Origin of the sequence: Streptomyces sp. NPDC059718, assembly GCF_042733315.1 — a bacterium.
Classification (GTDB): domain Bacteria; phylum Actinomycetota; class Actinomycetes; order Streptomycetales; family Streptomycetaceae; genus Actinacidiphila.
In genome coordinates this window covers 36,420-50,202 of the sequence record NZ_JBHWGA010000063.1, presented here as the reverse complement: position 1 = coordinate 50,202, position 13,783 = coordinate 36,420, and the positions used below count along the sequence as shown (strand labels likewise).

Genomic DNA, 13,783 nt, shown 5'->3' with positions numbered 1-13,783 from the left:
GCCGCGCCATCGCCGTCCTGGCAGCCGACGGACTGGTCTTCACCGTGCCCCAACGCGGCACCTTCGTCACCCCACCGCAGTAACCACAGCGAAAACCCCCGTCTCGCTGCCCCTGTCCCGCGACCCCACCCAAGACCGGGTCCGCGAGACCTGGGCGCATGCCCATGCACCGCGCTTGCCGCCCGGCCTGCAGCAGAGGCCGTCCCTCCCGCCGGACCATCCGGGACCGCGCGCAGCGGCACACGGGGCGCCGGCCGCAGCGTCCCGCTCTCACCAGTCCGGGCATCGGGGGGGTCCGTCGGCGGACGACGGCGGTCAGAGCCTGAGCCGGTTGTGCTCCCCGGACGGCGCGCCAGCCGCCCTTCGGCTCGGGAAGCTCTGGCTCTCCGCCATCGTGCAGCCTCGCACGCAGCAACCGCAGCCCGTCATGGCGTCAGAATCAGAGTCAGGGACAGCCAGTGGAGCGGTGAGGTGCCGCAAGGCCTGGCGACCTGCGGTGGTGAGCAGATTCGTGCTCCTCACCGGTGACATGGCGGCACTCACCGACTGCAGGTGATGCCGGATTGTGATCTTTCACCCCCCTTTTCGGTGAGCAAATCGGTGAGTGCCACCGGGCTTCATGGAGGACATCACCCACGTCCACCCGCCCGGGAGCCCACATGACCGCCGCTGTGCATCCGCCTGCCACCGTCACCGAAGCCGGCACCACGGGGCCGGGCATGCCCGGCCCCCCGTACCGAAGGCAGCCGGACCGCGCCCTGCGGCCCGCGTTCAGCCCGGACACCAACCCCAGCCCCACCCGCGCCCCACGCCTCGGGCCACCGCGGGACAGACGCGTGTCGGCCGACGGCTTGTGGGAGCCTGGCCCGTCCTCACTGCGGGACAGGCCCAGGCCGACTGGCAATGCCCGGCCGGCGCAGGCCCCCACGGCCCGGCATACCGCGGCTCCCACCGGCCTCGAGCAGCGCGAGTGGACAGGCGCAGCCACCGCGGGTCACCACGTCACGGGCATAGCCGTCCGGACACCCGACGCCGGAACAGCCGGCCGGCCGGCCACACATCACCGCGCCTCTGGGCGTGCAGCCCGGCCGCTGCCCCCACCGGGTGCGGATGCCGCTGCTACCGGTCCGGCCACACCCGCAGGGGCAGGTGACGGCCAGTGAGGAAGCTACCCACCCGGCCTCCACGGTTCGTCGCCGTGGACAACCGCGCGGTCGACGACCAGCGCCTGAGCGTCCTGGACATCGGACTGCTCACCATGGCGCTGCGCCTGCCCGACGGCGCGGACTTCACCATCGCCGCTCTGGCCCAGACCCGTAAACCCGGCCGCGAAGCTCTCACCAAAGCCATGCGGAACCTCGTGGCATACGGCTACATCGTCAAACTCAAGATCCAGGACGCCTCCGACGGCACCTGGCGCACCGAATTCTCCGTCGCCGGCCTGCCCCACCGCCGAGAGGACATCCACCACCTCCTGGCCCAGGTGGCCGGGACACGGGCCGTGCGCGTGGAGCCGGCCTGGCTCGACCCCCGCAACCAGCACACTCCCACTCCACCCGAGCCGACGCTGCCAGAGGCGGCCGCCACAGACTTCCCGGCCGCGCAGTCCGCCCTCCGCCCGGTCACGACGGGGTCTCCTGACCCGGGCGCCACCAGTGACAACTCCGAAGACCTGCAGGCCGGACCGAGTGACGGGTTCCCGGCAGTCGGTGAACCGGCGGTCGGCGACCCGGCGGTCGGTGAACCGGCCGCCGGTCAGCCGACCGTCGGAGACCCGTCGGCTAAAGAACTAAGACTCCACAAGCAAGACGGAAAGAACTCTTCTCTCTCCTCCCCGACCATCACACCCGAACGTCCGACCGTCCTGGCACCGAGGAGAGAGACCACCACCGCATCCGGACAAGCGCCCCCGGCCGGTCCCTCGCCCGCGACGCCATCGCGATCAGGCCCCACCGGCGACGACGCAGGCAATGCCGGCACCAGTGCGCCCGCACCAGCACGATCGGCACCCGGCGGCCCGCAAGCAGCCGCTCCCGCCCAGCACGGTCACACCCCCCGCACCGCCGACCCCGGCGCGCCCGCACCAACAGGACCAGCACCGGCCGGCCCACAAGCAGCAGCTGCCGCCCGGATCGCCGACGCCTGGACCACCGCCCGCCACCACCACGGCCACCGTGTCCCCGCTCTGGCCCGGGGCCGCATCGCCCACGCCGCCGAAGCGCTCCTGGCCACCGGCATCCAAGAACAGCACCTGACCCAGGCAGCCATCGCCATGGCCCGCAAACCCACCTGGTACGACCTCAGACGCCACCTCGAACACTGGACACCCCCCACCGCCCCACAACCCGCCACACGGCCCGGACACCCCGCCTACTGCGGAGAATGCGACCACGGCTGGACCACCGACCCCGACGGCCGCGCCCGCAAATGCCCCTGTCGCACCCAAGGACAGCCATGACCCGCCAACGCCCGCGCACCCTCACCGCTGGCAATCCCCCGCCAGTGCCGAACCCCAGCCTCACCACAGACCAACAACTGCCGCCCGAACGCTCCCGGGTGCTGGCGCAGCATCCCGGCCCCGAGGGCAAGCAGGACCGCTACACCGCCACCCAGCCCGCCCTGCGCAAAATGCACCCCTTGCGCAGCACCGTCAAGAAGGTCGCCTTGCGTAACTCCGACGACCCCGGCTCCCCCGCCCATTGCGCATCCCAGGACCCGCCCCTACACCGGAATGCGCAACCCGAACCCGGCCCGCCGCCTCCCCCCATGCGCAACGGAACCCAGCCACCCTCGAAACCGACCCCAACGTTGCGCCCGCGCGATCACCTGGCCCTGCGACTGCCGGCGCGGCCGGAACGAGCAGTGCCACACCGGCCGGGCTGGTCATACCCCGGCCACGGCCACTGCGGCATCCAGCGCCCGGTGCCAGGGATAATCGGCGGGCTTTCCGGTTCCGGGCCGGTTCGGGACGAAGCCGTCGTCGCCGTACAGCACGGTCACGCCCATCGCCCGCAGCTTCGCGACGCTCTCCTCGAACTGGAGGTGCTGCACATAGGCCGCGTTCACACAGGGCATCGCTACGATCGGGATGCCCTTGCCGATGCCTTCGGCGGCCACCCCCACCACGAAGTGATGCGTGAGCCCCAGCGCCCAGGAGTTCACCGAGTTGAACGTGGCCGGCGCGAAGACAATGACGTCGGCCGGCGGCCAGACGTCCGGCTCGCCGGGCCGCTTGTACCGCGACCGCACGGGATGCCCGGTCAGCGCCGCCAGCCCTTCCAGGCTGTCCTCCAGCCAGTCCGCCGCGGTCGGCGTGAGCCCCAGACACACGTCCCAGCCACGCCGCTGCGCGTCATCGATCACCCCGGCAATGTCGAAAACCGGCGGCGCAGCGCTGGCGAACAGGTACAAGGTGCGCGTCATACCCCCACCCAACCCCTGGTGATCCATTACGCGCAACCGATCCTGCCCGCAGCGGGTGTCGGGGCGATCGCCGATGCCATGACGGATGCGGCGGGTACTGTTCCAGATGGCTGCAGGGTACGGAGGTCAAAGATGCCCAGAGGTGACCACGAGCACACCGGTACACGCATTGCCGCCGCCCGAAAGCTCGCCGGTCTGACTCAGCGAGGTCTCGCCCAGACCATCGGCTACTCCTACAGCCTCGTTCACCAGGTCGAGTCCGGTCACAAGCCCGCCAGCCCTGACCTCGTCGCGGCGGTCGCCCGTGCGCTCCGTCTCGATGTCACCGCCCTGACCGGGCAGCCCTACGTGACGGAATTGCAGCAGGACCGGCTCGAGGGGCTCATCCGGCCGATCCGCGAGGCCTTGGATCTGTACGACCTGGGAGCGGACCCTGACCTGCCTGTGCGGCCTGCCGGTCAGCTGGTCGCCGCTGCTGACAACCTGTGCCGCCTGGTCCGCGCCGCGCGCCTCAACGCTGCGGCGACGCTATTGCCGGGCGTCATCGCCGAGCTCACCACCGCGGCGTACCGCAGGCCGTCGACCACGCTGTGGCGCGCGCTCGGATCGACCTATCGCACCGCCCACGACATCACCGTCAAGCTCGGCTACTTCGACCTGTCGACGATCGCCCTGGACCGCATGGCCTGGGCTGCCGACCGTGCCTGTGATCCCCTGCTGGCGGCGGTCCGCCAGTACATGCGCGCACTGGTCTATCACCGAGAAGGCGAGCACCGCATCGGGCTACGCCTCATCGCCTCCGGGCATGGCCTGGCCGCCGACACCGAACCAACGCCCGACGCTGTGGCCGTCACCGGTCAGCTGCACCTGGGGGCCAGCGTGATTGCCGCCCGCGCCCGGGACGCCGCCCTTGTCGAGGACCATCTGGACCAGGCGAAGGCCTGCGCGGACCGCACCGGTGAGAGCTCGACGCACTGGTTGTCGTTCGGCCCGACGAACGTCGCCTGTCATGCGGTGTCCGCCCAGGTCGAACTCCACCACTACGACACGGCCCTCGCTCTGGCGGCAGACATCGAACTCCCCCACAGTTGGGCGCCCTCCAGGCAGGCCCACTTTCACATTGACCGGGGCCGCTGCCAGATGGAGACCGGCCGCACCGATGCCGCCCTGGAATCGATCACCACCGCACGCCGTCTTGCCCCGCAGCAGACCCGTTACCACCCCGGCGCCCGCGAGACGATCAAAGGCCTGGTCTACATGCGGCGCACCACCCCCGACACGCTGGACAACCTTGCTGCATGGATCGGCCTGTAAGCCCGGCTCTATTCGGTGGCACAACCTGCACAGCCGAGTGTCACGCGATGGTGACACTTAGCCACCACCGGCGTCCGCATTCTGGAAGCACCTGAACCAGACACCGATGGCGGGGGCAACCGACATGAATGCCGCAGGAAGGCCAAGCGCTTTCGTCGAAGACCGTCTCGCCTCACGCCAGGCGGAGCCCCCCAGCGGCCGCCTCAAACAGGGCGTGACCCACACCCGCAACCCTGAGCGGCAGCACGTGCAGCGGTGGGCCGGCGGGGAAGGGGACGCTCGCTGCGCGGACCGGCCGCAGATTCCCGCAGCCGGGTCCCCTGTGCCGGACATGCGCGACCTTGCGGCTGCGATCCGCCGGCTGGTGGGCAACGCCTACACCGGCTGCGTCCAGGCCTTGTGCGGCGCGGACTTCGACGTCGTGCTCACCACCTACGGTGCTCCCGGGGACCGGGCAGTGCGCTGGATGGACCGCTACCAGACCGGCGGGTGCGGGCCGGTCATCGCCAACGTCGAGCGTGACGCGCTGATGTGGCTCGTGCCGCCCGGCACCGTCCACGCGTGGGAACATCCGCACGCCTTGTGTTTCGGCGGGCCTTTCACCGTCCTCCTGCCGCCGGCCGGCGCCCGCACCGCTCCGGGGCCGCACTGGCGCAAGCCCCAACGCCTTGACCACCTGGTCGATGCCGACTGCCTGCACCACGCTCTTGGCCGGTACCGCCCGGACCTGCCGCACCCGGTGATGCGCCTGGCCGGTACACCGCTGCTGCCCGGCACCCCACCCATGCCACTGCTGCCCTCATGAACCCCGCCCCAGACGCCAGCCCGGCCCCGCCCAAGCTGACCAGCACCGAGCAGGAGTTGCTGGACGGCCGCCCATGGACAACGGGGGCGTGTCTGCTGTGCGGAGCCACAAGACTGCCGGTGACGCCCATCGTGACCGTCTACCCGCCCGGGCCCCCTGCGGCCCTGGCCAAGTGCCGGGCCTGCATGGCGGCCGGTCTGATCACGCAACGCGCCACCGCAGCCGCCCTCCAGCGCCCCTACTCCCCCGCGCTCCCCCCGATCCCCGAAGGACACCTCATGCCGCCGGCAGCCGCGTTACCCGCCACCACCGCCCGCCCAGCCGCGCAGTCCGCCAACCGGGCCGTCACATCCTCCCGCTCCCGGCCGGTGCCGCACCGGCTCGGCGTCCTCGGCCTGGTCTGGATCCTCGGCAACAGCGCCGCCCTCCCCCTGCTATGGGCACAGGTCACCACCGCACAGCACGACGGTCCCTCGTCTGCCGCAAGCACACCCGACATCACAACCAACCCAGCCTGACACCAGCAGTCCCGCAGATTCCTCCCCCCGGTCCAGGGGGAGGTTGCCCCCGGCACCCCCCGACCGGGGATGAACGACCCGCCCACCGAAGAAGGACCGGGCCCCACAGCACCCGCAGCGCACACCGTCACACCTCCCAGCCACTGGCTGTCGTTCGGCCCGACAAACGTGACCTGTCATGCCGTGTCCGCTCAGGTGGAACTCACCACTACGACACAGCCCTCTCCCTGGCAGCAGGCATCGGACTCCTCCACAGCTGGGCGACCTCCTCCAGACAGGCTCACATCCACATCGACCGGGGCCGCTGCCAAATGGAGGCCGGCCACCTGACGCCGCCCACCTGACGCCGCCCTACAATCGATCACCACCGCACGCTCGACGCCCAGCCCACATAGCGCGGTTCATTGAGATCAGAAAAGCCAGTGAGGCAAAAGAGGTCCGCGAGACGCCGACGTCGTAGCGCATGCCAGCCGAGCTGTCCTAGGGACGCCGGATCCGCAGGCACGGGCGACCATGCGTCGGAGATCTGACACTGCAGGCGGGGCAGCCCGTCGCATGCCAGGTGGGAGAGATGGACAAGGAAGAGATCGGCGCAGGAACCGGAGCGCGCGCTGCGGCTGGCCCCGGCCGCGCAGCTGGACATCGACCTGCGCCTCACTCCACGACAGTGGCGGGCTGTGCCACGTGCAGGCATCGCGGGTGGGAAGCGACAGAACGTCAGAAGATCAGCGGATGTCGCACTGCCATTCCCAGAACCGCCGTAGCGGCCAGCTTCACGGGCGCCTCCGAAGCCCTCCGGAAGCTCATCCGGGCTAGCGAGGACAACCATCTCCTCTGCCTCATCTGACGGGGAGATCCATCAGGTACGCCAGGCTGCCAGCCCCCCGGTCTCGGTTCCACCAGTGAGCCAGCAGCTCCCGTACCGGCTCTTGGAGGACCGCCGTCAGCGGGCCGCCACCGAACAGGAGGACGGTGAGCGGCGACACCACCGGGAAGACCGTCGCCAGCAGCGCGGGGGCGGCGGTCACGGCGAGGCCTGCCAGGGTCCGGTGGAACAGACTACGGTACGTGTCGCGGAGCGCACCGGCATGGTCGCGGATCTCCTGGCGGGCCCCCGCGATCCGCTCCTCAATCTGCAGCACGATCTGCGGTGACCACGGCTCTGCTTGCACCGTGGACACCACATCGTGGAGGAACTCCCTGAACTGCGCCCGCTCCTCGGCGCTGCGCTCGCGGTAACGCAGGCAGTCGTCCAGCGACAGGGCCGCCAAGTCCTCGTGGGAGACTACGGAGTCGACGATCCGCCGCTCCACCAGGGCCGTCTTCTGCCCCCTGGCCGGGTTCGGTTCGGCCCGCAAGCCCGGGATCATCGGAGCTTGGGAGGCGGCCGCCGCAGCCCGTGCCATGCGCAGGGACAACAGCCGGAAGTGCGCGTCACTGTCGGTGACCGGAACCGCGTTCTCCGCCTCGCCGATGGCAAGCGCAGTGGAGGTGGCGAGGGAGGACCCGGCAACGTACGGCAGGAGGGCGGCGTAGTCTCGGCGGTCGTCCGGAAGCATCCGGCCGGTGCACAGCGTCGGTTCTGCCGTTGGGTGGCCGTCGAGGTACAGGGCGATGGAGTGGGCGGGGCCGGAGATCACGTTGTCCCTTGCCAAGACACGCGCGGGGATCTGATGGGCCAGGTGGTGGAACGCGGGCCCGGGAATCCGGCTGCGCAGCATGCTCCATGTCGTTGGAAAGCCGTGCCGGAACAGCGCGTGGGCCTCGGTGTCGGCCAGGTCCGCGCCCAGGGCGTCGGCGATGAGCTGACCGATGGCCTGGTCCTCGACCAGACCCGATGGGTCGATCCGCCGCATCAGACCCTCGCGCTCCAGCACCTCGTACCGGCCGCTGACGGCTGTCCACTCCCGTTCTAGGGAGGCCGCCACATCCGAGGGGAGGTACGGCAGGTGCTCGTCGGCCTTGTACAGGCCAGCGCGCACGCGTGGGCTCATCGGATCGACGAAAAGGATCTCGTCGTAAAGGAGCACGGCACGCTTGAGCGTGGTCTCGTCGATCGTCCGGGAGAACGGGTAGTACAGCGCCCGGAACGGTTCTGCTCCGGCTGTGCTCACTCCCAGACCTCCGATTCGTCCTCCGGTGGCTCCTGCGGGCGCGGGCTGGCGACGGCCCTGGGCTGCTGGAAGGGCAGATTACCGGGGGCGTGGGCTCGCGGGTGGGAACCCGACCGACCAAATTTGTCCAATGCGGCCAGGAAGCCAAGCGCCTGGTAGGCCAGAACCGCAGCCGCGGTAAGCAGGCCCGATACCGTGAGTACCCAGCCAACCGCGACGATCACGGCCACGGACACGGCCACCTCTGCGATGAAGCGCAGTGCGGCCGCGATCAGCAGTCCGGTGAGTGGCACCGAGACCACAGTCGCCGTGACGCTGCGCGGCCATGCCCGGAGGGCGTAACGCACCGCCCTCCACACCAACTGTGCGCGGGGTTTCCTTCGCTGTCGACGCCGCAGCGCATCGACGCGCTCGTTCGCAATCCGCAGGTGGCGGTTCAGCTCAAATCGTCCGGGACGCCGCTTCACCCCTCCTGGCATGCCCGAACGCGGCCCAGGAAAAACGGAAATGCGCCCGTGCGCCGCTGCTTGGGTCGCCGACTGCAAGGGAGCACGACAGGACCTGGAGTGGGCGGCGAACCGCGGCGACTCCTACCCCGGAAGTACCGGGAACGCCTCGTTCAGTCCGACGAGCACTCCCAATTCGAACTCGCACACAGGCGCCCCAACCGGGGTCTCCATCACCGGCATCTCCGCGTCTGCCCCCACCATGACGGCCACAATCGCGGTCTCCGCGGCGGGACCGGTCCCGGTGCTGGCCGGCGCCGCCGCAGCGCGGGCCCAGGTGGACGGCGAGACGGGGCTCACCGAGATGATCCACGCCCTCCAAGCACAACTGGAGGCTCTGGAACACGCCGTAGCGGCAGATGCGCGGAGGTTCGCCGAGCCGGTCCTGGAGGCCGGCCAGCGGCCGGAGCACGACGGTGCGCCGGGAGGTCTGGAGTCCGCTGTGGGAGTCGGCCTCGCCAACCGGCGGCCGTAGGACATCCACGGCGCTGGGCGACGCCGCACGTGCGGCCGCAGGCCAGCGCTGCAGGAGGACAGGCGGAGGGCGAAAGCCATGGTGCAGGCGGTCGAGAATCTCACCGCGCTGACCACACGCCTCCTCGCAACGGCTCCGCATCCGCGGCTGAAGGGCTGGGACCGGGCGGTCGTCGACGTGCTTCATGCGCAACGGATCGCCGGCTTCGCCGACGTCCTGTCGCGGCATGTCGGACAGCGTCTCGAACTGGCCGTGCCGAGCCGCCTCGTAGCGGGTCTAGCCCCGGGTACCGTCATCCGCCTGCGGCCAGACTCGCCGGGGGTGAAGCAATGGCCGAGAAGCAGCCGCCCCCGGGTACCTTCGTGACAGAACCGCCGCCCTGAGGCCCCGTACCGCGCCGGTCACGTCCGTGACCTCCGCCGCCGTTCAGGACTGGGCCGCTGGCCCGCGCGTCGTGCGCAAGCCGGCCGACGGCTTCACGGCGGTGGGGCCGCTCTGGGCGGACGGGCGGATACGCCAACTCGACTGCCAGCGCAAGCACTGGCAGTCCGGTTGCGGGGTATCCGAGTCAAAGTAGCCTGGAATTGAGTGAGCGACGCTCTCTGAACCTGGAGGTAGGCGATGTTTCACCGACTGCTGCGGCGTCGCAAGCCGCGCGGGCTTGTGCTTCTCGGCAACGGCCGTCTGATCCGGGGCTTCAGCGGTAGCTACTACGACGGCCATGGATACCAGTCCTGACACCATCCGCGAGTCGAACCGGGCCCGCCGCAAAATTGGCTGCGGCGGGCTGACCTTGGAGGATGTGCGGTGGCAGAGGATACCGATGCTCTGACAGCCATGACGCGGATCCTGTCACCGCATTGCCGTGTCACCTTGATGTCCGGCGGGGCGCTCATTGCGGACTGGAGACGGACGCGTTTTCTTGCGATGGCGGGGGCGGACATCCAGAAGTTCGCCGACGGAAGCTCTGACGAGCGCGCTGAACTCGTCACCGATCTCATCCGTGCCGGCTGCGCGACGGGCCGCCGAAAGGAACATTCCAACGCCGAGGTCGGGCTCTGGCTGCGCGGGGTGCACCTGCTGATCCGGACCATGGGATTCGGGCACGTCCTTCGGCTCCTGTCCTTGGCCGCTCCGGATTATGCCCGTGCAGACCCGGCCTCACCGCAGGACATCGCACGGCTGAAACGAGCAGTGCTATCGCACGGCCGCACAAGCTGGTTCGTCAACGACGACTGCAAGGCCCAGGCCGTGACGGCTTACGTCCTGCTGCGGCGGCGCGGTCTGCAGGCTGTGCTTCACGTCGGTGTGCGTGAGCACCCGTTCGCCTTGCATGCCTGGACGTCTTCGGCCGGCCTGTGCATCCCCGACGCCGATCCGCGCGGGCACACGTTCGCACCGGTTCTGTCGATCGACAGCGGAGGGCAGTGACGTGGAAGCCCTCCGCCTGGAGTGGGCCGGGGGCGTACCGAAGCTCTCGGCGGCCGGGGCCATGGCGCGGCAGGGACTGGTGACGACGGCCTCCTCACCGGCCGGTACCGCGGTGGTCGCCGGCTGGGTCGGCTCCGTGCGTGACCGCGTGGCGGGTGCGCGCGGCCTCCTGGACGACTTCGGCCGGCCGGGAGCCGCGCCGCGTCTGCCGGCCGGTGACTTTGCGGCTGTCCTGGTGTGCCGAGACCGCATCCTGCTGATGCGGGACGAACAGGCACGCATTCCCCTGTTTTTCAGGGAGTCCGGTGGTCGTGTGAGTGCGGTGAGTACCTCGGCGCGCCGTCTGGGTGGCGGAGGAGAGCTGGAACCTCGCTACTTCTGCCATTACCTGACCGGGAACCTGGCGCAGCCGCGCTCGCAGCTCACCCCTTTCGCCGGGGTACAGCGGGTCCTGGGCGGCGAGGTGGTGGAACTCTCGCTCACCGGGCAGATACGCGGTCGCTCGCTGCGAAGCGACGGTCAGGTGCATGACCCACCGGTACCGGCAGCAGACGCTCTCCGCGTCAGCGGCGCCGCGAAGGACCTGCGTCTCGCGCTGGAGAGCGCGGTCGGGCGCCGTATGGGCAAGGTGACGGCGTGCCACGTCTCCGGCGGCACCGACTCCACCAGCATCGCGTTGCTCGCGGCACTGCTGGCCGCAGGACAGGACCAGCCGGGGGACCTCGTCCTGCTCGCCGGGCGCTTTGGCCGGGGAGAACTGGCCGGGGAACAGCCGTACCTCGACGAGGCGATGAAGGAGATCGGCCGTCTCGCACCCGCAGCCCGCCCGGTCATCGTCGATGTCGACGACGTCGCCGACTTCGACGACTTCGAGCATCACGCGGGTGACCCGGACGAGCCGCATGCGCACGCCTTCCGCGCCCCGTTTTGGAGCAGGCTTCATGCCGCGGCGTCGGAACTAGCCTGTGACACCCTCATGACCGGCTGCGGGGCCGAGCCGATTGTGGACGCCAACCCGCTTCACCTGCACCAGTTGGCCCGCTCAGGACAGCTTTGGCAGATGACGAAGCAGGCACGTGCCTGGGCCGCGGGCAGCGAGCGGGGCGTGCGGGACGTCGTCTCCACCTACGTCGTGCGGCCGGCTTTTCCCCTGGCAGCCGAACGCATCACAGCGCTCGTCCGCCGCCGTGGAACGGTGCTCGGCGGCCTTGGCAACTTCTCCCGCCCCCGATGGGTCAGACCCGGATTCGCGCGGGCCCACGGCTACCGTGAAGCCAGCATCGCGGGGAGCCGCTTCGTGTTCGGACGCAAGCCGGAACAATCCTTCTACGACGCGGCCAACTACATCGCCGCTCCCGACCCGCTGTCCTGGCGCCGCGCACAGCAGGACGGATTCTTCCTCTCGCACCCCTTCCTCGACACGCACGTCATCGCCGCGATGCGCCGCCTGCCGGCCGAAGCGACGTTTCATCCGGGCCGTCCGAAGGCGGTTCTGCGAGAGGCCATGGCAGATCTGCTCCCGCCCCGGATCCGCGGCCGGACGGTCAAGGTCCCCTTCAACGAGCTCTACGCCCGCGGCCTGCGGGCACACGGCGACCACCTCATCGACCTGTGCCGCTCCGCGCGTCATCCGCTCATTGCGGAGATGTTCGACATCGAGACGCTCTGCCGGGCAGTGCGGGAGGCACAACTCGGCATAGGAGACGCCTACTCCTGGGATCGAATGAACAGCTCTCTTGCCCTCGTGGTGTGGCTGGAGCGATTGAACCAGCGCTCCAGCGCGAACGGTGGCGCGGGCATGCCGGTCATTGCCGGCCTTTGATGTCCCACAGCGTCCGTTCGATCGGGCCCGTGAGGGCGTCGGCGAGACCGTACCGGCTCCTCAAGTCACGATCTTCTTCCTCTGGAAGTTGGCGGTCTTCTTCGCCATCGCGCCTGACGACTACTTTCAGGCCTGCGCCATGCTTGCCGAACTGCCAGTAGACGGTGACGTAGCGGGGGTCCCTCGTGTACTCGGAAATCGCGTTGCTCTCGTGCACCCTGCCGCGAGTGATAACGGAGTCCATGGGATCCTTCTGATTCGACTTCGCCATCCACTGGGGCAGCTTGCCGTCACGCCAGGAGTAGGTCTTCGAATCAAAGCGGTCCCATCGAAGCCGGTCCTTACGTGCCAAGCTCGCACTGGCGTAGAACGCCAACTGGTCGTACGGCGTGTTCATGGGCAGTTGCACGACCGTCTGGGCGACCAACGTGTCGCCTGGCTCGATCCAGCTGTTGCCGTACGCGAATGGTTGCGCCGCCACCAACTCGCCAGGCTGGTGGATCTCGCGGCGGGACAGTGGGCGCTGCTCATAATCGCCCCACTGCTCGGCATCAGTGCGCCACTGCCCGGTGAGCCGGTCCTTCTCGCTCAAGGGCACCTCTTCGCCCATGGCGTGGAACTCGGCGCCGAACACGTAGAAGCCCACATCGCTGCGGTTCTCGAGAGTGATGTCGACGGGTACGGCGAATGCCTTGCGGTCCTTGGTCACCACGGGGTCCCCCACGGTGACCTTGACGAGGGGCCTACCCTCACGCTGGGTTGGCTTGTAGAGGTTCTCGTAACCGAAATTGGCAACCGCCACTGCCGCGGTGACGACCACTGCCACGGCCAGCCGCTTCGGAGCGGGGATGACGACCGACGTCCGGTACACCGCCAAGGCAGCCCATGCCGAACCCACTACGAGCAGGCACCACAGCACCAGGTAGGGAGTGGAATCGCCATCCCTGACTGTCGTGATCACGAGGAAGATGTTGCCGGCAAATGCCGCGCCGCCGGCGATCAGCGCGACCAGTCCGGCGTAGGGGAAGCTGTTCCGGAACCAGTGGTCAACGACCGCGGCAGCGCCCAACAACGTGGTGACCGACAGCACGATGAGGAGGGCACCGGTGATCCGACCCGTGTAGGTCAGAGCTCCGCTGACGTTCTCGATGCCGAACCGACCCAGCATCACCGCTGTCGCGAGGAGGACCAGCAAGATCAACATCACCGTTGCCGGCGACCGCCCGTTTTTCGTCGGGATCCACAGCCGCTGCAAGCGTGAGCCCTCGCCGGAGCCGGGGGAAGTCTTCACGCGATCACCTGCCGCAGCAGGCCGTACGTGATGTGCCGGCAGCGCCGACGGTGACCGCGACCGGGCGAACCACCCACGCCGGCC

At 69.4% G+C, this 13,783-nt stretch carries 12 protein-coding genes; 8 read left to right on the top strand and 4 right to left on the bottom strand.

Features of this window, described 5'->3' with window-relative positions; genetic code table 11:
- Nucleotides 1–1,159 precede the first annotated feature (1,159 nt).
- Nucleotides 1,160–2,458 (top strand): hypothetical protein, encoded by a 1,299-nt coding sequence (locus ACFV3E_RS41495; RefSeq protein WP_500540957.1) that lies wholly within the window; start codon nt 1,160–1,162, stop codon nt 2,456–2,458.
- Between the two features lie 425 nt (nt 2,459–2,883).
- Here the strand turns inward: ACFV3E_RS41495 and ACFV3E_RS41490 are convergent, their stop codons facing one another.
- Entirely contained in the window at nt 2,884–3,423 is a 540-nt protein-coding gene (locus tag ACFV3E_RS41490) for a flavoprotein (RefSeq protein ID WP_500540955.1), read from the bottom strand.
- Nucleotides 3,424–3,555: 132 nt separating this feature from the next.
- Here ACFV3E_RS41490 and ACFV3E_RS41485 point away from each other — a divergent pair, with 132 nt between their 5' ends.
- The 3 genes from ACFV3E_RS41485 to ACFV3E_RS41475 all read left to right on the top strand — a co-directional run bounded on the left by ACFV3E_RS41485 (nt 3,556) and on the right by ACFV3E_RS41475 (nt 6,060).
- Nucleotides 3,556–4,737: a helix-turn-helix domain-containing protein gene (locus tag ACFV3E_RS41485; RefSeq protein WP_500540959.1), complete on the top strand. Its 1,182-nt coding sequence runs from the start codon at nt 3,556–3,558 to the stop codon at nt 4,735–4,737.
- A 331-nt stretch (nt 4,738–5,068) separates the two neighbouring features.
- Complete coding sequence (locus ACFV3E_RS41480; RefSeq protein WP_500540953.1) at nt 5,069–5,542, top strand: hypothetical protein; 474 nt, start codon at nt 5,069–5,071, stop codon at nt 5,540–5,542.
- Entirely contained in the window at nt 5,539–6,060 is a 522-nt protein-coding gene (locus tag ACFV3E_RS41475; RefSeq protein ID WP_500540951.1) for a hypothetical protein, read from the top strand. The genes ACFV3E_RS41480 and ACFV3E_RS41475 overlap by 4 nt, the downstream gene beginning before the upstream one ends.
- An 839-nt stretch (nt 6,061–6,899) precedes the next feature.
- On the opposite strand, the gene ACFV3E_RS41470 is transcribed toward ACFV3E_RS41475, so the two are convergent.
- Both ACFV3E_RS41470 and ACFV3E_RS41465 read right to left on the bottom strand, forming a co-directional pair.
- Complete coding sequence (locus ACFV3E_RS41470) at nt 6,900–8,174, bottom strand: hypothetical protein (protein ID WP_500540949.1); 1,275 nt, start codon at nt 8,172–8,174, stop codon at nt 6,900–6,902.
- On the bottom strand, nt 8,171–8,641 hold the full coding sequence (locus ACFV3E_RS41465; protein ID WP_500540947.1) for a hypothetical protein: 471 nt from the start codon (nt 8,639–8,641) through the stop codon (nt 8,171–8,173). Before ACFV3E_RS41465 ends, ACFV3E_RS41470 begins: the two co-directional genes overlap by 4 nt.
- Before the next feature lie 241 nt (nt 8,642–8,882).
- Between ACFV3E_RS41465 and ACFV3E_RS41460 the strand changes: the two genes are divergently transcribed.
- The 4 genes from ACFV3E_RS41460 to ACFV3E_RS41445 all read left to right on the top strand — a co-directional run bounded on the left by ACFV3E_RS41460 (nt 8,883) and on the right by ACFV3E_RS41445 (nt 12,408).
- Nucleotides 8,883–9,155 (top strand): hypothetical protein, encoded by a 273-nt coding sequence (locus ACFV3E_RS41460; protein ID WP_500540945.1) that lies wholly within the window; start codon nt 8,883–8,885, stop codon nt 9,153–9,155.
- A gap of 78 nt (nt 9,156–9,233) precedes the next feature.
- Nucleotides 9,234–9,521, top strand: coding sequence for a hypothetical protein (locus ACFV3E_RS41455; RefSeq protein ID WP_500540943.1), 288 nt, complete (start codon nt 9,234–9,236; stop codon nt 9,519–9,521).
- 441 nt (nt 9,522–9,962) lie between these two features.
- Entirely contained in the window at nt 9,963–10,586 is a 624-nt protein-coding gene (locus ACFV3E_RS41450) for a lasso peptide biosynthesis B2 protein (RefSeq protein WP_500540941.1), read from the top strand.
- A 1-nt stretch (nt 10,587) separates the two neighbouring features.
- Nucleotides 10,588–12,408 (top strand): asparagine synthase-related protein, encoded by a 1,821-nt coding sequence (locus ACFV3E_RS41445; protein ID WP_500540940.1) that lies wholly within the window; start codon nt 10,588–10,590, stop codon nt 12,406–12,408.
- Here the strand turns inward: ACFV3E_RS41445 and ACFV3E_RS41440 are convergent.
- Nucleotides 12,392–13,699 carry a hypothetical protein gene (locus ACFV3E_RS41440; RefSeq protein ID WP_500540938.1) on the bottom strand — a complete coding sequence of 436 codons (1,308 nt, stop codon included), beginning with the start codon at nt 13,697–13,699 and terminating at the stop codon, nt 12,392–12,394. The two genes, ACFV3E_RS41445 and ACFV3E_RS41440, sit on opposite strands and share 17 nt — an antisense overlap.
- Nucleotides 13,700–13,783 lie beyond the last annotated feature (84 nt).